Source organism: Burkholderia sp. BCC1638 (genome assembly GCF_902833195.1).
GTDB lineage: Bacteria > Pseudomonadota > Gammaproteobacteria > Burkholderiales > Burkholderiaceae > Burkholderia > Burkholderia diffusa.
In genome coordinates, this window is the sequence record NZ_CADFEC010000014.1 from 50,620 (window position 1) to 69,499 (window position 18,880).

Sequence of the window (18,880 nt, forward strand, 5' to 3'; positions counted from 1 at the left end):
CCGTGTTAGACACCCTCATCGTCGGCGCTCGCTGCGCGGGCGCCACGCTCGCGATTCATCTGGCGCGCGCCGGCAAGCGCGTTCTGGCAATCGATGCGAGCAATCTCCCGAGCGACCAGCCATTGTCCACGCACTGGATTTCGCCTTACGGCATGGCGCTCCTTGACGAACTGGCGCTTGGCGACAAGGTTCGCCGTTTCGCGCCGCCGGTGCCCAGCATGATGTATGGGGGCGACGACGTGCTCGGCTGCATCGAGTATCCCGTCGGCGGAGGCTGCTCCTGTCCGCGTCGGATGGATCTCGATGCGCTGTTGCTGGAGGAGGCGCGGGCGGCGGGGGCTCAGGTCCGCACGCGGACCCGGCTGGTCGGTCTGTTGCGCGACGGCGAACGGGTGACGGGCGCCGTGGTGGAACATGACGGCGTGCGTGAAGAGATCCGGGCGCGGGTCGTGGTGGGCGCGGATGGCCAGCACTCGACGATGGCGGATCTCGTCGGTGCCGAGGAGTACCACGGCTACGACGGCCCGCGTGCAATGTATTGGGCGTACTGGCCGCGGCCGGACTGGTTCGACACCGATCCGCGCTATCGCGGCGGAGCGATGAACTGCACCTTCGGCGACGACATCGTCTTCGTTTTTCCGACCAACCGTGACCTGCTGCTGATCGGGGTGGCGTTCCCGAAAATGGAGTTGCCGGAATGGAAGGGCCGTGTGCTCGAGAAGCTCACGGAGACGCTGAAGGGCAACCCTCACACGGCGCCGCTGGTTGCCGACGCGCCCGCCAGCAAGGTGCTCGGCGCATTGAAGCTGCACTTTTTCTTCCGTCAGGCCGCAGGACCCGGCTGGGCCCTCGTGGGCGATGCGGGTCTCTTCATGGACCCGTCGCCGGGATTCGGGATTACCGACGCACTTCGCGATGCGCGTTCGCTCGCCCAGGCCATCGTCGAGGGCGATGAGCATGCGCTGGAGTGCTACTGGCGCCAGCGCGACGCAACCTCGATCGACCTGTTCGAATACTCGCGCGGCCGCGGCGCACTCGGCCACAACAATCCGCTCAGCCGGATCCTTTATCGCAAGCTTGCGAACGATCCGGAACTGCAGGCGCGTTTGCTCGCTTCGCAGAATCGCCAGTGCTCGCCGTTTGCCGTATTCGATCCGAGCGATATCAAGAAGTGGGCGGACGAGGCAATGGCCGGCGGCGAAACGGGCGTGATCCAGCCGTTGATCGACATGTCCCGGCGAGGCGAGGCGATTCGCGCCGAGATGGCGCGGCGCGTGCAGATCGCAGAGGAGGCGCGCGCCCGGCGGTCCCGCGTGCGCGAGTCGGACGAGCTGGAATCGTTTGCCGCCGGCGCCGAGCACGTCGCGTCGGTCGGGGAATCCATTTGAACGCGCGCAACAGCGGTGCGTGGTCGTTGCGGCCACGCGATTTCAAGCCACGGCGCGGCACGTTCGCCAATCGCCGGCACTGCATCGCATCAATCGAGGAGAGAGGCCATGACCATCGCAGCCACGTTGGACAGTGACGTCGCATTGTCGCGGCTCAAGCTGCCACGGCACTTCCACCGGATCAGCGCCGTCGCCACGATCCTCTATCTGGCGCACGCGCTCGCGTTCTTCCTGATTCCGGCCGCAGTGGCATTCGCCGTCGTCGATATCCCGATGTCGACGCCGGTCCGAATTGCGTTGGCCATCGTCCTGGGTGTGATCGGCGGACATGGCATGCATTTGCTGACCTTCGTCGGACACGAGGGGATGCATACGAACCTGCATCGCAACAAGTACGTGAGCGCCGCGCTGGCGCTCATCTGCTCGTCGCTGGTGCCGGGCTTCCTGATCGTGGGCTTCAGCATGACGCACTGGAAGCACCATCGCTTCACCGGTCAGGACATCGATCCGGATGTGCAGATCTATTCGCAGTACAGAACCTTCTGGTCGCGCTTCTTTCTCGCGCGTTCCAAGGGCGTGCGGATCTACACTCGGAACGCCGCGCGCATGGCGGCAGGTTTGCCGTGGCCGGAGAACACGCGGTTGCCGTTCAGCCAGCGCGAAATGCGCTGGATCTCGCGGATCAACATCGCGCTGAGCCTGTGCGCGATAACGGCCTATGGATTCATCTGGCATCGCTCGCTGTGGCTCGGTTTCACCGTCATGCTGATTCCGTATATCGGGGTGTACGTATTCAGCACCATTCGCGCATACATCGAACACACGGATACCGTGCCGGGGCGATATCGCGACAGTCGCAGCTACACGTCGCCGATCTATACGGCGCTGTTCTTCGGCAGCAACTTCCACCTTGAACACCACCAGTATCCGGCCGTCCCGTGCTACCGGTTGCCCGCGCTTCACACGTATCTGGCGTCGCACGGGCTGTTCGAGGCGGAAGGCGCGCCGGTCGAGCCGTCCTTCCTTGGCGCGCTTCGTTATACGACCGGCCGCTTTCAGTATCCCTGCGTGAATTTGCAGTCCGCGTCGGACGAATTTCTCGAGCAGATGGCGGACGGCCGTCTCGATCGCGAAGCGGCCGGAGCCGACGCCCGGGACGACGAACGGATGGTCGCCGTCGCGCGCAGATAGAACCGATCACGAGCGCACACGGCGACGCGAGCTCGCGTCGGTGTGCCACCGCCGCCCATGTAGCAAAGTGAGGAATCATGTTTATCCAGAATGCGTGGTACGCAGCAGCACTTTCAGCGGAAGTCCAGAGGGAGCCCTTTGCCCGGACGATTCTGAACCAGAAGATCGTCATGTACCGTACGCAGGCGAATCAGATCGTCGCGCTCGAGGATCGGTGCCCGCACCGGCAGGTTCCGCTATCGCGGGGGCGCGTGGTCGGCGACGAACTCCAGTGCTGGTATCACGGGCTCCGGTACGACTGCTCCGGTGCGTGCGTCAGCATTCCGAGCCAGACCGTGATCCCGAAGGGCGCACGTGTGCGGTCGTTTCCCGCCGTCGAGAAATACGGCTTCATCTGGCTGTGGACCGGTGAGCCCGACAAGGTCGACGAGGCGGCGATCCCCAACCATTGGGTCTGTTCGGCGCCCGAGCTTGCCGGGAAGATGAGCTATTGCACGATCGCGTGTAGCTACCTGTTCGGCATCGACAACATCCTCGACATTTCGCACGCCGCCTTCGTGCATGCGAAGACGCTCGGCTCGCTCGACATCGTCGAGACGCCGCCCGAAATCGTGATCAACGACGATGAAGTCCGGGTGCGCCGTTACCTGCGCCGCGAGAAGACGCCGCCGCTCTACACCCATATCCTGAAGCTCGACTACATCGACCGCTTCCAGGAGGTGCTCTACTGGCCCATCGGCAACACGCGGGTCGAAACGAGGGCTCACGCCTGCGACGATTCGAGCGGCCAGGTCTTCCACGTCTATACGACGACGATCTTCACGCCCGCCACGGATACCACGACTCATGTGTTCGTGGGCATGCATCGCGATTTCGACGTCGACAACGAGCGGTTTACCGAGTTCACCGCGAAGGAAGTGTTCGCCACCGTGATGGAGGACAAGGATGTCGCGGAGAGCCTGCAGGCGAACTGGAGCCCCACGGCGCCGATGATCGACATCCAGCTCGATCGCCCGGCGTTCGCCGCGCGGCGGATCTTGGAGCGAATGGGTGCGAACGCATCCATTCGAGCGGCCGTATGACGCACGTCGGGACGGAGCGCGTGCCGCACGCGGAAGAGGAAACGACGATGATCGAGAAGGAAGCGACGATGCGTCACCAAGGACAGTCCAGCCTTTATGTCGGCGAGTTGCTCAGCGAACTCGGAATGTCGACGCAGGACGAAGTCGGCTTGCTGCATCCCATGACGTTCGGAGAGATCGTCGGTCGCGACCGCGTCGAGCGTCTTGCGACGGCCGCCGCCGGCATCTTTTCCGAAGTCGAGTCGAAAAACGCGTGGAGCGGTGCGGACATCGGCGGGCGCGAATGGCACGGCCTCTTCCAGGGTCGCCGGATTCGCGGCGTGACGGTGGCGCGCCGGTCCGGTACACGCATCCAGGTCGACATCTTCCTTGGCTCGTTTCCCGCACCGGTGCGCCGGGCGCTGTATGACGCGAGCCGGGATCTCGTCGACGCAGACGCGTGGGTGCTGCCGCCGGGAATCGAAACGGCGTTGCCGCCGATACCTGCCGACGAGGTGCTGGACGCCAAGTTGCCGTTCCCCATCGTCGACGAGATGTTTCTGACCAGCCCGGTGGCCTGCAAACCGATTCGCGGCCGTGACGACGTCGAGCGCGTGTGCGGCCATTCGATGGCGGTCTACGGCGGACGTGCGAGCGGGCCGCGTCTGTCGGCAAACGCCACGACGCTGAGCCTCTGGACGGGCGAGGTCGGCGGGCTGCCGCTGGAAGTGGCGAACGTCATCTATTGGGAAGATGCGCGTACGGTCAAGGGCATGGCAATGGCGATGCGCCCGTGGCCGGTCGTCGCGCTGTTTCAGGCGCGGATGCGGGCGCGAACGCTCCCGTTTCTCGATCGGTCGTATTTCGAATCGGAATCGGAATCCGAATCGGAATCCGAATCGAATGACGACGTGACGCCCGTTCAGCTTCGCGAGGTATAAGTCCATGAACGGACCCAGCGTGTCCGCCGCGCAGGCGCAGCCGAGCGCGATTTCGCCGTGGCCGGTGTTCTGGATCGCCAGTGTCGCGGTGTTTCTCGTCTCGATCGACGTAACCGTGCTGTATGCGGCATTTCCCGCTTTGCGACGGGCGTTTCCCGATACCGACTCTGCCGGCCTGTCGTGGGTTCTGAACGCGTACACGCTCGTCTTCGCCGCGTTGCTCGTGCCCGCGGGCCGCCTCGCCGACCTGCGCGGACGCAAGCGCACGTTCCTGCTTGGACTCGCCATGTTCCTGGGAGGATCTTTCGGCTGCGGCATCGCCACGCATGTCGAGATGCTCTGGGCAATGCGTGCGGTGCAAGGCGCGGGGGCGGCGCTGTTGTTGCCTGCATCGCTGTCGATCCTGCTCGCGGCGTTTCCGGTCGGCAAGCGGTCCGTGGCCGTGAGCTTGTGGGGCGCGGTCAGCGGGGTGGCCGGGGCATTGGGTCCAAGCGTCGGCTCGTTCATGGTGGATCGCTTCGGCTGGCCCTGGGCTTTCTTTCTCAACCTGCCGCTTGGCGCAATCGCGCTATGGCAAGGACGGCGCATTCTCGACGAGTCGCGTGATCCCGAGCGCGGTGCACCGCTCGATCTGGTTGGCGTCGTCCTGCTGATCCTCGGCGTCGGTTCCATCGCGGTCGGTCTGGTGCGATCCGAGGCGGTCGGCTGGACTTCGCCGGAAGTCGCATTCGCGATCGCAGGCGGGATGGGCATGCTGGCGGCATTCGTTGCATGGGCTCGCACGGTACGGTCGCCGGCAATCGATCTCTCGCTGTTTCGGGATCGGACTTACTGCTACATCAATCTGGCTTCGCTGTGCTTCGCGATCGGCTTTGCGATGATGTTCTTTCAGACGTTCCTGTTCACCACGGGAGTCTGGTCGTATTCGCTGACGCGTGCGGGACTGGCCGGCAGCCCCGGGCCGCTGCTCGTCGTTCCGACGGCGATCGTGTGCGGACGGTTCGCGGCGCGCGCGGGGCACCGGGTTCTGCTGGTGACGGGCAGCCTGATCTCGACGGCAGCGAGCATATGGTTCGCGCTGGTGCCTGGGGTCAATCCGGATTATGTGCATGCGTGGCTGCCGGGCGCGCTCCTCACCGGGCTGGGGGTCGGCATGGTCATGCCTTCGCTGTCCGCGGCGGCCGTCGCGCATCTGCCGCCGGCGCGATTCGGTGTCGGCTCGGCCGTCAACCAGGCGATACGCCAGGTGGGATCCGTGTTCGGCGTGGCGCTGACGGTCGCCATCACCGGTAACGCGATAACGCGCCTCGCCGAATTCCACACGCTCTGTTATCTGCAGATTGCGCTTGGCCTGGCTACCGCGATCCTGTGCGCGCCGGTGGATACGCGACCTCGAGCGCTTGCATCCGCGGTGGCACGCTGAGGGGCGCGGATCGTCCGGCAACGGTTCGCGTACAAAGCTTTCACAAAAACAACATCGATTATCCGAGGGCCTCATGATGACCGGTAGTATTTTCCCCTCCGCTGCGACAGCGGAGCGCTCGTCCCTGCTCGACATTCTTCGAGAGCGTGCCGAGCAAACGCCGGAGCGGATCGCATTTCATTTTCTTCGCGACGGCGAGGACGATGTCGTGAGCTGGTCGTACGGGCAGTTCGCCGCCGCTGCTGTCCATGTGCGGGACATGGTTCTGCAGCACCCGTTGCACGACCGGCGCGTATTGCTTCTGCTCGAACCCGGTCTGGGTTACGTCGCGGCGCTGTTCGGCATTCTGCTGGCGGGTGCCACCGCGGTACCCTCGTTTCCACCGGCCGGCGCGCGCGCGGTGGCCCGCTTCGCATCGATTTGTCGCGACGCTCACCCGGACGTGGTCATCGCCGGCAAGCTTCATCGCTCACTGCAGCCACAGCTCGACGAGCTCTACGGCGGTCAGCGTGCCGCGCCTGCGTTGCTGACGCTCGACGAAAGTGCGTTCCACGAAATCGAAGCTTCGGCATTTGGCGTTGGGGGCTCGCTGGAGTGGCGTGTCGACCTGGACCGGCCGGCGCTGCTTCAGTACACGTCCGGATCGACGGGCGAGCCCAAGGGCGTAGTCGTCACGCACGAGAATCTCGTCAGCAATTGCGCGGTGATCGCCGAACGGATCGGGCCGGATCGCGACCGTGTCGGATGCACGTGGCTGCCGCCGTATCACGACATGGGACTGATGGGCGCGCTGCTGCTCGCGGTGTTCAGCGGTTTTCCGCTCGTGATCCTGTCGCCGCAGCATTTCGTCCAGCGGCCGTATCGCTGGCTCAAGGCGATCAGCGACTATCGCGTGACCACCAGCGTCGCGCCGAATTTCGCGTTCGACCTGTGCGTCGACAACATCAGCGAAGAAGAGGCGGACACGCTCGATCTCGGCTCGCTGCAGCACGTATTCTGCGGCGCGGAGCCGGTGAGCCACGCGACGCTCGAACGTTTTTTCGCGCGCTTCGGCCGGTATGGCTTCGAGCGCCGCGCCGTGGTGCCCTCCTATGGCATGGCCGAGGCGACGCTCTATGTATCCGGCAAGGTGGGGCGTTCGCCGATCACCCTGATCGATGTCGACAAGGAGGCACTTGCTCACGGCAGGTGCGAGCTACGCGCGCCGGAATCCGATGTGCGCGGGCGTACCACGCTGGTCGGGTGCGGACCGGTAGCAGTCGGGCATCGGCTGCTGATCGTCGACCCTGAGACGAAGCGCGTACAGCCGGACCGGACCATCGGTGAAATCTGGTTCAGTGGCCCGAATGTCGCCGCGGGCTATCTGAACCGCAGCGACAGCGCCGACGTTTTCGCGGCCACGCCCGGTGACGGAGATGGCGAGGGCGGATCCGTGCGCTACCTACGCACGGGCGATCTCGGCTTTCTGAACGACGGCGAGCTGTTCGTGACCGGTCGGATCAAGGACATCGTGATTGTCGCCGGGCGCAATCTCTATCCGAACGACATCGAGGGATCGGTGCAATCGGCGCACGACGCGATTCGCACGAACGGTGTGGTGGCGTTCTCGATCGACGGCGGTCCTTCTGAGTCGCTCGTCATCGTTGCGGAACTCAAGCGCTCGCGCCGACTGAATACCGAGCAAATGCGCGAGGTGCGCGCGGCGATCACGTTGGCGGTCACGCGAGACCACGGGGTGTCACCGGCGGTGGTGCACCTGGGACCGACCGGCTCGATTCCGCTCACGACCAGCGGCAAGGTGCGCCGGCAAGCGTGCAAGCAGGCGTTCCAGCAAGGTCGCTTGAGCGTGCTCGAAGCACGCACGTAAGCCGTCCGCCAACACTTCATCTTCACATTCCATTTCTTCGGAGCCAGTCATGGCTGAAGCGGATTCCCTGGCTTCGCGCACACCGGCAACCGCCGCTGTCGCGGAAGCCGACACCGACGTGCGCGCACGCCGGCTTGCTTATCTGACCGTGGGCATTCCCGCGCTCGGTTTCGCGCTGGCGATCGCCTACACGTGGATATACGGCATGCGCGCGACAGACTTCGTGCTGCTGGCGGTGATGTATTTCTCGACCGCGATCGGCGTCGAAACCGGCATGCATCGATATTTTTCGCACCGCTCGTTCAAGGGCCGGCCGATCGTCACCGTGATGCTCGGCGTGCTCGGCAGCATGGCCGCACAGGGGCCGATCCTGTTCTGGGCCGCAACGCACCGGATGCATCATGCGTTCACCGATCAGGACGGCGACCCGCATTCGCCGCGCCCGCGCGCGAACCGGCACGGCAAGCCGAGCCGACTGGCGGGCCTTTGGCACGGTCACGTGGGCTGGCTGTTCACGGTGCGGCGCGAGAACTGGAGTGCGTATGCTGCGGACCTGCTGCGCGATCGCCTGATCGTCAATCTCAATCTTCGATACGCGTGGTGGGTGATGCTCGGCCTCGCCATCCCCGCGCTCGCGGGTGCGCTGCTCGCGCCGGCCGGGCAGGCCTTGTTCGGGGCCGTCGGCGGCTTTCTGTGGGGTGGTCTCGCGCGAATCTTCCTGCTCGATCAATCGACGTGGGCGGTCAATTCCCTGTGCCACACCATCGGCACCCGTCCGCACGCGACGCGCGACCACAGTCGCAATCTGGGCCTGCTCGCCATCGTTTCGGTGGGCGGCGCGTGGCACAACAACCATCACGCGCAGCCGGCCTTCGCCAACAACGATCACGCGTTCTGGCAACTCGATCCCTCCGCCTGGATCATCCGCCTGCTCGACGCGCTGGGGCTCGTCACGGAGGTGCGCTACGCCCCGAAGCGCCGCGCGGCGGCTCACTCAACTTCGCCGTAATCCTGTTAGCGTTTGGAGAATCTTATGAATTCGTCGATTCAGGTTGCACCCGGCGTGACTGCCGCCGGCGGGCTGTCGGCCGCCGACGGTCAGATCCCCGGTGTTTCGTCGCTAAAGGGCAGTGGGGCGCGCATCAAGCGCTATACCGCCCTGGCCGTGATGCTGGTGCCGCTCGCCGGCTTTGCGCTGGCGGCACGCCAACTCGTGCTGGGAGACTTCACCGTCATCGATCTGGTGCTGTTCGGGGTGTTCTATTTTCTGCACATGGGCGGGATCACGATGGGCTTCCATCGGTACCTCGCTCACAAGACGTTCCGGACTTCGAAGTGGTTCGAGGGACTGCTGCTGATCTGCGGGTCGATGGCCGCCCAAGGCCCGATCATGTTCTGGGTGACGACCCATCGTCGTCATCATCTGTACAGCGACCAGCAAGGCGATCCGCATTCGCCGAACCTGGTCGGACAGGGGCTGTTCGCCAAGCTGCGCGGCCTCTGGTATGCGCACATGCCGTGGATGCTGGCCGCGGACGTATCGGGCTGGACGTTCTTCGCCCCCGATGTGTTGCGCGATCGCCGTCTGTTTTTCTATCACCGTACCTACGTCTGGTGGATCGTGCTCGGTCTCGTGCTGCCCGCCGGGATCGGCGGCGCCATTGCCGGCTCCTGGCACGGCGCGTGGAACGGCCTTCTGTTCGGCGGGTTCGCGCGGATTTTCCTGGCCAACCAGGCTGCCTGGTGCGTGGGTTCGGTGTGCCACATGTTCGGTGGACGGCCGTTCAAGACAGACGACAACAGCGCGAACAACTGGACGGTCGCCGTGTTCACGTTCGGCGAAGGCCTGCAGAACAACCACCACGCGTTCCCGGCGTCATATCGCCACTCGGTGAAGTGGTACGAGCCGGATCTCAGCGCGTGGGTGTTGTGGACGCTCGGCAAGCTGGGCGTCGTGTGGGACCTGCGCCAACCCGGGCCTGCCGCAATCCGCAAGCTCGCCAAGCAGCCGTATTGAAGAAGATTGCCGTCGTCATTTCGTTCATTTCCCTCGTATAGAAGGATTTTTCATCATGTCTCAAGCTGGAATTCTGGGTGGTCTGTTCGGCCGCAAGAAGGCGGTGGCCGCCGATATCGGCCCCCTCACCGAAGCGTCGATTCGAAGCTGGCTGATCGACCGGCTCGCCAGGCAGTTGAAGGTGGACCGGGCTGCCATCGACCCCGCGAAGCGCTTCGACGAATATGGCCTCGATTCGATCGTCGCGGTGCAGGTGTCGGGCGATCTGGAGAAGGTCGTAGAGCAGCGGCTGTCCCCGGCGCTGCTGTTCGAACACAACAGCATCGACGAACTGGCGCGCCACCTGTCGACCGAGCTCGGCTTGCAGGCTGCATAAGCGGGAGATCGACATGACAAGCAAATACACCTTCCCGAGCGCGCCGCCCGCGCGTTTCGACGAATTCCTGAAGAAGTCGAAAGCGCTCGAGGGCGTACGGCTGACCGACGCGATTCCAAAGTCGTTGTACGAGCCGCGCGCGTGGCGCGGCGTTCTTGGTTTCGTGGTGAGCTATGCCGCGTACATCGGTGCGCTGGTCGGCATCGCGTACGCACCGCATTGGCTGTTCTACGTTCCGCTGTGGCTGCTCGCAGGTCTGGGCGGCTGGGGGCTGCACTGCATCGCGCACGATTGTGGGCACAACTCGTTCTCCCGCTCTCGATGGTTCAACCTGGCGATCGGGCATTTGTCGCTTCTTCCGCTGCTGTATCCGTTCCACGCGTGGCGCCATACGCACAACCTGCATCACGCGAACACCAACAACCTCGAACTCGACACGGACTGGCGGCCCATTCCCGCGCCGCTTTACGATCGCATGTCGTTCCTGAAGCGTCTCGAGTACGCCGGTACGCGCAAGTGGCTGTTCTGGGCGGGCACGGTCAGCTACTGGAAGGAGTCGGGATTCCGTCCGGGCTTCTATCCGAAGCGTGAGATGCGGCGCGACGTGAAACACTCGATTGCGTTCGTGCTGATCGCGTCGGCGCTTTACTTCCCGGCGCTGATCTACTTCACGGGCATCACGGGCCTGTTCCTGTACTTCGTCGTGCCGTGGCTCATGATTCACGCGTGGTTCAGCGCCACGACGCTGATGCACCACACGTCGGACGACATCCCGTTCCTGCCGTCGCAGCACTGGACGCCGAACGCCAGTCGCCTGCTCGTGACGACCGACTACCGGTATCCGAAGTGGCTGCATTTCATGACGCACAACATTTCGGTGCATACGGCGCACCACGTCGCGCCGATCGTACCGTTCTACAACTTGCCGAAGGCCCAGGCGGCGCTCAAGGAGGCGTTCCCCGGCATGATCCGCGAAAAGGATTTCACGTTCGGCGATCTTTGGCACGTCATTCGTCATTGCCATTTCTACGACACCGAGTCGGGCTACTACCGGAGCCTGTCCCGGGAAGCCGTGCCCGTCGGCGCGCGTACGGCGGCGGAGGGCCGGTGATGGTGTCCGTGAACCATACGGAAGTCTCGCCGATCGCTCGGCGCAAGGCGAATGCGCCATCGTTGCGCGTGCGGCTCCGCCGTCGCGCGTTCGGGATGCTGAATGCCTTCGCGCCGCGCCTCGCCGGAAGGCGGGCGGCCGACGCGTTCGGCTTCACGCGCGGCTACGGGCTCCCTGTCAGCGATCGGGTGCCACTCGGCGCCACGGAGACGCCGATCGAGGGCAATGCGGATATCGACCGGGCCTATTACTGGGAGGGCGGGGCGTCGCGCGTGCTGCTCGTGCACGGCTGGGGCACCGACAGCAGCAGCATGCTGAGCTTCGTGAAGCCGATGCAGAACCTGGGCTTCTCGGTGGCGTCATTCGACGCGCCTGCTCACGGTCGTTCGCCGGGCAAGCATACGACGATGACGCAGTTCACCCGCGCGACCGGCGCGGTGCTCGACGCGATCGACGGCGCGCACGTGGTGATCGCGCATTCGCTCGGTTCGATCGCGGCGGTTTCCGCACTGGCGGAACGCTCGCGCCGCGCATCGTTGCGCTGCATCGTGCTGATCGCCCCGACGTGCGGGTTGACCGAGGTGCTGGAGCGCTGGGCGAGCCGCGACATGGCGTTCCAGCGCCCGGTGGTCGAGCGCATTTTTGCGGAGCTGCATCGACGCAACGGCGTACCGGTCAGCCACTGGGACATTCTCGCGCGCGGCGCGTCGCTCGACGTTCCGGTGCTGGTCGTGCACGATCCGGCCGATTCGGTGGTGCCGTACTGCGAGGCGCAGCGGGTAGTGGCCGGCCTGCAGGATGCGACGCTGTGGCCGGCCCCGGGCGCGGGGCATGGGCGAATCCTGTCGGACGCGAGGGTACGCGAGCAGGTGCGCGAGTTTGTGATGCGACAGACGTCGAATTTTGGAGAGTTGGCGAGATGAGCACGACTGCGGTGGAGATGCGCACGTTGATGTGTCTGGTGTGCGGCTGGATCTATTCGGAAGAACGGGGCGCGCCGGACGACGGCATCGCGCCGGGAACGCGCTGGGAAGACATTCCGGCCAAATGGAAATGTCCGGAGTGCGGCGTCGGCAAGGAAGATTTCGAAATGGTGTCGATCTGACGTGATGGAGAGGCGCGCGTCGCCTTTCCTCGTGTTCGACCGCGCAATCGCAGTTGTTACGCGTGCCGGGCAGGCGAAGCGGCATCCCTTCCCGGCAGGCGACTCGTGCGGCGGCGGTGCCATCCGATCCGCCGGAACCCACCTTTGAATGGAGTGTGGAAATGGTTGCACGACAGGTAGTGATCTGCAGTCCCGTCAGAACGCCCATCGGCGCATTCGGCGGCACGTTGAAGGACGTTGCTGCGACGGCGCTCGGCGCAGTCGCGGTCCGCGAAGCGGTACGTCGCAGCAACGTCGATCCGGCGGAATTGGCGGCGGTCGTGATGGGCAACGTCATTCAGGCAGGAAACAGGATGAACCCCGCGCGTCAAGCGGCCATCGGGGGCGGCGTACCGGTGGCCGTGCCTGCGCTTACGGTCAATCGAGTGTGTGGTTCGGGCGCCCAGGCCATCGTGAATGCGGCGCAGGAAATCTGGCTTGGATTCGGCTCGGTCGCGGTAGCGGGCGGAATGGAAAACATGGACCGCGCCCCGTATCTGCTGGAAAGCGGGCGATGGGGCCATCGGATGGGGCATGCCGGGATCGTCGACAGCATGCTCGGGGACGGCCTCGTCGACGCGTTTTCCAACCAGCATTCCGGATGGCACACGGAGGACCTCGTTGCAGCGATGGGGATCACGCGCGCGCAGCAGGACCGGTGGGCGGAGCGTTCGCAGCAGCGCTTCGCGCAGGCGCAAGGACGCGGGGCGTTCGACCCGGAGCTTGTCGCGGTCGAAATCGAGGGGCGGAAACAGACTGTCAAATTCGAGCGCGACGAGCAGCCGCGGCCTGACACGACGGTCGAGTCGCTCTCCAGGCTGAAGCCCGCGTTTCGCTCCGACGGCACCATCACTGCGGGCAATGCGCCCGGATTGAACAGCGGTGCGGCGGCAATGATCGTGGCGGATCGGCAGTATGCCGACGCGCGTGGAATCGAGCCGCTCGCAACGCTCGTTTCCTATGGGGTGGGGGCGGTGGAGCCGGGCATGTTCGGACTCGGGCCGGTGCCGGCCGTCAAGATGGCGCTCGCCCGTGCCGGGTGGTCGTTGAAGGACGTCGAGCGTTTCGAGATCAATGAGGCGTTTGCCGCCGTGCCGATCGCGGTCATGCGGGAACTCGGCATCGACGAGGAACGGGTGAATGTCGAAGGCGGCGCGATTGCGCACGGTCATGCAATCGGCGCAACCGGTGCCGTTTTGACGACCCGCCTTGCGCACTCGATGCGCCGCGATGGCGTGAAACGCGGCATGGTGACGTTGTGCATCGGCGGCGGCCAGGGTATCGCCCTCGCCCTGGAATCCGTCTAACGGCGTTCTGATGCCGGGGCGGCGGCAACCGCCCCGGCTCGCGTCAATCAAGGAGAAGATATGGACCAGCGTTCAGCACTGGAAGATACGAACCCTCGTGCGGCGACCGGATATACGGCAGCCGAGACTGCGCTTTGGCGCAAGTGGCTGTCCCATTTCGGCGCCGAGCGCGTGCAAGACCTGGACCTCGGCGTGCTGGAGGCGATTGCGAGTTATGTCGGGAAGGGCGTATCGCCTCCGAATGAATAGGGCGCGATTCGGAGCCGCCGAGGAAGCGGCTCGCCTTTCCGGCAACACGTCGGCGCTCGGCCAAGCGGTGACACCGTCGTTCAGGCACACGAGCGCGATCGACCTGACGCCAGCCGGACAATCGGTCCGCCCCGGAACTGGCTTCGGTACCATCCCCTCTCATTCAACGAACCGTCGCCTCGACACAAGCGTCCCCGCCGGCTTCCCGGCGCCCGGTCGCCGGAATTGCGGCCGGCGCGCGCGCCCCTGGCACCCTGAATACGGCGACCTTGCGGACCAGGTACAGCGTGATGAAGCTGACCATTACCGCGAGCCATTTCGCGGCAATATTGCCGACCAGTCCCGCCGCCAGATGCACGATGCCCGCGGTCAGCAGCGAGCCGAACCCGCAACTCGCCGCGAACAGCAGCGCTTCGCGGACCTGCCGGCGGCCGATCGTGGTCGAGCGGAACACGAAGCGGCGCGAAAGCACGTAATTCACGCCACCCCCGACCAGGTATGCGACCGACGCCGATATCCCGGCATCGATCTGCATGGCCGAGGCCAGCGTGAGGAACAGTGCCCAGTCGACGACGAGCGACACGGCGCTCACGACGAAGTAGCCGGAAAACATCATGTCCGCCCCCACTGAACGGTGCGGGCGGGGACCGCGCGCAACCCCGATGCGCCGGCTTGTGGTTCGCTGCCGCTCTCGTGATACTCCGCGTCCTCGTTGACGGCCCAGACGTCGCGAAGCTTGTGCCCGGCGACGATGTTCTCGACGGTCAGCATGGCGGTCATCATTGCGTGGTCCTGATTGTTGTACTTGTGCATGCCGTTGCGACCGACGAGATGCAGGTTCGGATAGTGCTCGGCCAGATCCGAACGGATCTCGTCGACGATGTCGCGATAATCGTCGTCGTACACGGGGTACGCCTTCGGTTGACGAACGACGCGCGAACCGCGAATCTGGTCGCGCGTCGCCAGGCCGATTTTCTCGAGTTCACCGATCGCGAGTTCAGTCATGTCGGCATCGCTGCTTTCCCACATCGAATCGCCGTCGAAGCAGAAGTATTCGAGCCCCAGGCAGCCACCCGTCGCCGCGTCGGGCACCATCTCGGGCGACCACGATGCGAAATTCTGGATTCGCCCGACCTTGACGGACGGGTCATGGATGTAGATCCAGTTGTCCGTGAAGGTGGCGGGCCGGTCGAGTATCAGCGCGACCGTGATGAAGTCCCGATACTGCAGTCTCGACGCGGCAGCTGCGGATGACGGACGGGGCGAAATCGCGCGAAGCGTTTCGCGCAGCGGCGCGGTGCACACCACATCGCGAGCGCTGATGCGATTCGTCTGTCCGTCCTGGCCGACGGTTTCGACGAGCCAGCGCCGCGTGAGGCTGTCGTATTGCATTGCCCCGGCCGCCTGTCCCATCATCAGCTGTCCGCCCTGATCCTGGAATTTGCGGGCGGCGGCTTCCCACAACATGCCGGGGCCGCGGCGCGGGTAATGGAAGGATTCGATCAGTGTCTTGACGTTGGACTTGCCCGATCGGATGCCGAGCGAGCGCTTTACCGCGCTCACGATGGCGGTGGACAGGCTCAGGCCCTTGATGCGCTGCGCGGCCCAGTCGGCCGATATCTCGTCGCACGACATGCCCCAGACCTTTTCGGTATACGTCTTGAAGAAGATGGAAAACAGTCGTTCTCCGAATTGATTGGCGACCCATTGATGAAAGGACTTCGGGTTTGGACAGGGCTTGACGCGGGCTGCGAGGTACGAAAGCACGCAGCGCGTGCTTTCGACGATGCCGAGATTCAGCAAGGCCTCGATGCCGTCGAGCGGGTATCGATAGAATTTGTTCCGGTAGAAGATGCGCGAGCTGCGCGGTCGCTCGATGAAGTCGTCCGGGAGCAGTTCGTGCCACAGTGCGACAACGTCCGCCGACTTGGAGAAGAAGCGGTGTCCTCCGATGTCGAAGCAGTGGTCGTCGAACTGTTCGGTGCGACTGATGCCGCCGACATACCGAGGATCCTTCTCGATGATCGCGACCGACAGGTCGGTCTGCCTGGTCAGCAGATAGGCGGCGGTGAGGCCGCCGGGTCCGGCGCCGATGATGAGTACGTCAACCGATTGATCCATGTTGTCACCCCGAGTTTCAAGTCGCTGGTCCATTGACTGTCGTATCGGCCGCTCCAGCCGGGCGGCAAACTGCCATGTCGAATCGATGATCCGGATGTCCCGTTCAGACGTCGCGCACTTGCGCGTGGCGCGGCGGGGAAGCGCCGCCTCGGGCGGTCGGTCGTGCGGGTATCGCGTTCGTCTGGTCGAGTGGTTGAATGCGCACGGACGATGCATCCTGAGCTGCGGCAGTCGTCCTGATGCTGCGGCAGTCGTACAGCCAGACCGTGTTTTTGGGTTCGGGCGACCACGCGTAGCCTGTTGCCAACTCCGGGTAGTGCCGATGCGACACGATGAAATCCAGCACGGGGTCTGCACAGATGTGCCGGATGGCAGCTCGGTCGAGCGGTACGTATTCGTACCTGGACACGAACACGGTCGACTTTCGGTCGGTGTCGTGCCCGTCGCGCGGTCGTGCGGCGCGCGGGTCTTGCTTGATCAACTCGACCCGTCGCACCGCCTCGAAGGTAGTCCGGCGATGGAAGATCAGCCCCGCGGCCTGCGTCGACGAGTAGTAGCTCGACGTCTTCATCATCAGCCACGGATAGACGACTTCGTCCGCCGGTCCGTCCCAATAGACGATGGCGCCGCGCGCGACCGTACCTTCGAACGGCGTGAAGTCGGCGCGGTCGGCGCCGGCTTCCAGGATCCTGGCTGCTTCCGACCGCTGGTCGATATTGACGAGTCCGTATGCGGCGAATACGGCCAATATCACCGGCAAGCCGATGGCCGCGATTCGATTGCGCGACAGATTGAGCACGGCGAGCACAGCGACCAGCATGATGACCAGGTGCGTGTGAATCAGTGTTTCAAGCCACGGAATGTCGAACGTCACGCTGCCGGTCGGATACGCGACGCGACCGACCTGATACGCGCACTGGTATATGACCCAGATCGTCGCGGCAGCGAGGGTCGTCCCGATCCACATCCGGCGAAGCGCAGGGGTGAGGTCGGCGAGCCGCGCGCCGGCAGCGGCGGGCGCCCGTCGACGGGCTGCCGCGTGGAGCGTCGCGGCAACCGCCAGTGCGATGAAACCGCCGCCGACGTCGAGCAGGAGCCAGCAGATCGCGAGCAGCCAGATTAGGGTCGGCCGTGTGTGGCGTTCGCGTCGCACGAGCAAAATGGCCGCGGGCCATTGCATCAACGTCAGCAGCCACAGCGTGCGCCACGGCTGCATCTGTATCCAGATCGCGTCCTGTCCGGCGAGGTCCGCGATCGTGGTCAGCGCGATGCCGGCAATGCCGATCAGCGTGAGATTCGACCACAGCGCACGGTGATCCTGCGCCTGGTTCGCGCATAGTGCCGCGGGAAGTGCGATCGCCCAGCACACCTTGTTCCATTCAGTGAGCGACCACAACGTCGGGAACAGGAATGGCACGTTGTATCGCGCGATCGACCGCCATTCCGGATCGAACGGATAGAGGTGTAACACCTTGAGCGGCGGCATCTCGACGACGGCGAAAATCATGAGCGCGAGCGGCAATAGCCGCCACCACTTCACGCGTGGCGTCCGGCCGAGGACGACGAAGACGAGCGAAGCGCCGCCGATCAGCGGGTGAACGGCGGTTGCGACGATCGTCAGCACGATGGCAATGCGATGACGGCCTTCGAGCATCGACGCAATCGCCCACAGGCCGAGTGCTTCGGCGGGAAGCCGGGCCGTGAGAAATCCTTCGTCATACGAAAAGACCAGGCCGGCGCCGTAATCGGACGGCATGCAGGCGACGAGGAACATCGCGAGCCAGTGCCACGGGGCGGGCAGCAGTTTCTTCGCCAGGCGCCACATGCCGCTCCACCAGAGCGCCTGAATCGCGATCAGGCACGCGAGATTGCTGGCGCGGAGCCCGAATGCCGAGATCAGCTTCGCGAAGATCCGACCGTAAATCGTCCAGTGATCCTGAGAACCGAATTCAAAGAACAGATCGTGCGAGAAATGCTCGGGATGCGCGTTATATAGCGCCTGCGCGGTGTACAGGATCGCGTCGTGCCGAATGCCTGTATAAGGATGCGTTATCAGGAACAGAACGGCCAACGAAAGCGCAAGTGCGATGACCGAACAGGGGCTTTTCTCAGTCCGATTCATGATCGAATGGAAGACTTTTATCGACGATATTTCGTGAGCCGGCGCTCCGTATGCGACGAAACGGACCATGAGGTCCCGGCTTCGCGGGCGGCGGCGCGTTGCACCCTGACAGCTCGAGAGCCTTCAGGCGAGATGCAGGGGGCCGCTCAGGGCGCGCGTTTTGCCATACCGCCCATCGTCAGCGGTACGCAGACGCGCATGCCGGTGAAGAGAGAGGCGGTATGGGGCGCTCGTGCGTGTGCAGGCGTCCGCTGGTTCCGAGCGGGCGCGGATGCTTGCGGGAATGCCCGGCTTGCGCAGCGGATCGGCCGCGGTGTGATCGTTGCCGCGCCGCTCTTCATCCCCGGCGACGCCGCGATCGAGATCGTGGTGCTTGTTTTCATTGTGTCCCCCGATGCGTCCTGCACCGAAAAAGCGTCTTACCGGTGTGCCGGACGCGGACTTTTCGAAATATTTGATTGAGCGCCGGGACGGCTGTCCGGCGCCTTCGGCGTGAACGCACGGAGCGTGCCACGCCCGCCGGCGCGTGCGTTCGGACCGATGAGGCGACATCGATGCAGGC

The 18,880-nt window shown here is 64.5% G+C and carries 18 protein-coding genes; 15 read left to right on the forward strand and 3 right to left on the reverse strand.

All coding sequences use genetic code 11. The features are described 5' to 3' along the window. Positions 1-2: 2 nt before the first annotated feature. From HWX22_RS18010 to HWX22_RS18075, 14 genes are all read left to right on the forward strand, one after another. Positions 3-1,388 carry an NAD(P)/FAD-dependent oxidoreductase gene (locus HWX22_RS18010; RefSeq protein WP_175906820.1) on the forward strand — a complete coding sequence of 462 codons (1,386 nt, stop codon included), beginning with the start codon at positions 3-5 and terminating at the stop codon, positions 1,386-1,388. A 108-nt stretch (positions 1,389-1,496) separates the two neighbouring features. Then, positions 1,497-2,579: a fatty acid desaturase gene (locus tag HWX22_RS18015; protein WP_175906818.1), complete on the forward strand. Its 1,083-nt coding sequence runs from the start codon at positions 1,497-1,499 to the stop codon at positions 2,577-2,579. A 77-nt stretch (positions 2,580-2,656) separates the two neighbouring features. Then, a complete protein-coding gene (locus HWX22_RS18020) occupies positions 2,657-3,661 on the forward strand; it encodes an aromatic ring-hydroxylating dioxygenase subunit alpha (RefSeq protein WP_175906816.1) in 1,005 nt (334 codons plus the stop codon). A 47-nt stretch (positions 3,662-3,708) separates the two neighbouring features. Then, positions 3,709-4,581: a hypothetical protein gene (locus tag HWX22_RS18025; protein WP_244135239.1), complete on the forward strand. Its 873-nt coding sequence runs from the start codon at positions 3,709-3,711 to the stop codon at positions 4,579-4,581. A gap of 4 nt (positions 4,582-4,585) precedes the next feature. After that, positions 4,586-6,004 carry an MFS transporter gene (locus HWX22_RS18030; protein WP_175916148.1) on the forward strand — a complete coding sequence of 473 codons (1,419 nt, stop codon included), beginning with the start codon at positions 4,586-4,588 and terminating at the stop codon, positions 6,002-6,004. 73 nt (positions 6,005-6,077) lie between these two features. Further along, positions 6,078-7,871: a fatty acyl-AMP ligase gene (locus HWX22_RS18035; RefSeq protein ID WP_244135240.1), complete on the forward strand. Its 1,794-nt coding sequence runs from the start codon at positions 6,078-6,080 to the stop codon at positions 7,869-7,871. A gap of 49 nt (positions 7,872-7,920) precedes the next feature. Further along, positions 7,921-8,880: an acyl-CoA desaturase gene (locus HWX22_RS18040; RefSeq protein WP_175906810.1), complete on the forward strand. Its 960-nt coding sequence runs from the start codon at positions 7,921-7,923 to the stop codon at positions 8,878-8,880. 24 nt (positions 8,881-8,904) lie between these two features. Further along, positions 8,905-9,888, forward strand: a complete 984-nt coding sequence (locus HWX22_RS18045; RefSeq protein ID WP_175916149.1) for an acyl-CoA desaturase — start codon at positions 8,905-8,907, stop codon at positions 9,886-9,888. A gap of 55 nt (positions 9,889-9,943) precedes the next feature. Beyond that, positions 9,944-10,264, forward strand: coding sequence for an acyl carrier protein (locus HWX22_RS18050; RefSeq protein WP_059532229.1), 321 nt, complete (start codon positions 9,944-9,946; stop codon positions 10,262-10,264). 13 nt (positions 10,265-10,277) lie between these two features. Continuing rightward, a complete protein-coding gene (locus HWX22_RS18055) occupies positions 10,278-11,375 on the forward strand; it encodes a fatty acid desaturase (RefSeq protein WP_175916150.1) in 1,098 nt (365 codons plus the stop codon). Further along, positions 11,375-12,298: an alpha/beta fold hydrolase gene (locus tag HWX22_RS18060; RefSeq protein WP_175906806.1), complete on the forward strand. Its 924-nt coding sequence runs from the start codon at positions 11,375-11,377 to the stop codon at positions 12,296-12,298. Before HWX22_RS18055 ends, HWX22_RS18060 begins: the two co-directional genes overlap by 1 nt. Then, complete coding sequence (locus HWX22_RS18065; RefSeq protein ID WP_059532220.1) at positions 12,295-12,480, forward strand: rubredoxin; 186 nt, start codon at positions 12,295-12,297, stop codon at positions 12,478-12,480. Before HWX22_RS18060 ends, HWX22_RS18065 begins: the two co-directional genes overlap by 4 nt. Before the next feature lie 161 nt (positions 12,481-12,641). Beyond that, the gene (locus HWX22_RS18070) at positions 12,642-13,826 is read left to right on the forward strand and encodes a thiolase family protein (RefSeq protein ID WP_175916151.1); all 1,185 of its coding nucleotides are present in this window, start codon (positions 12,642-12,644) and stop codon (positions 13,824-13,826) included. 60 nt (positions 13,827-13,886) lie between these two features. After that, the gene (locus HWX22_RS18075) at positions 13,887-14,075 is read left to right on the forward strand and encodes a hypothetical protein (protein WP_175906802.1); all 189 of its coding nucleotides are present in this window, start codon (positions 13,887-13,889) and stop codon (positions 14,073-14,075) included. Positions 14,076-14,238: 163 nt separating this feature from the next. On the opposite strand, the gene HWX22_RS18080 is transcribed toward HWX22_RS18075, so the two are convergent. From HWX22_RS18080 to HWX22_RS18090, 3 genes are all read right to left on the reverse strand, one after another. Then, a complete protein-coding gene (locus tag HWX22_RS18080) occupies positions 14,239-14,691 on the reverse strand; it encodes a GtrA family protein (RefSeq protein ID WP_175906894.1) in 453 nt (150 codons plus the stop codon). Then, positions 14,688-16,229, reverse strand: coding sequence for an NAD(P)/FAD-dependent oxidoreductase (locus HWX22_RS18085; protein WP_244135242.1), 1,542 nt, complete (start codon positions 16,227-16,229; stop codon positions 14,688-14,690). Before HWX22_RS18085 ends, HWX22_RS18080 begins: the two co-directional genes overlap by 4 nt. Positions 16,230-16,299: 70 nt before the next feature. Further along, entirely contained in the window at positions 16,300-18,267 is a 1,968-nt protein-coding gene (locus tag HWX22_RS18090; protein WP_175916152.1) for a hypothetical protein, read from the reverse strand. 57 nt (positions 18,268-18,324) lie between these two features. Between HWX22_RS18090 and HWX22_RS18095 the strand changes: the two genes are divergently transcribed. Beyond that, a complete protein-coding gene (locus HWX22_RS18095) occupies positions 18,325-18,780 on the forward strand; it encodes a hypothetical protein (RefSeq protein ID WP_175906798.1) in 456 nt (151 codons plus the stop codon). The last annotated feature ends 100 nt before the right edge of the window (positions 18,781-18,880 follow it).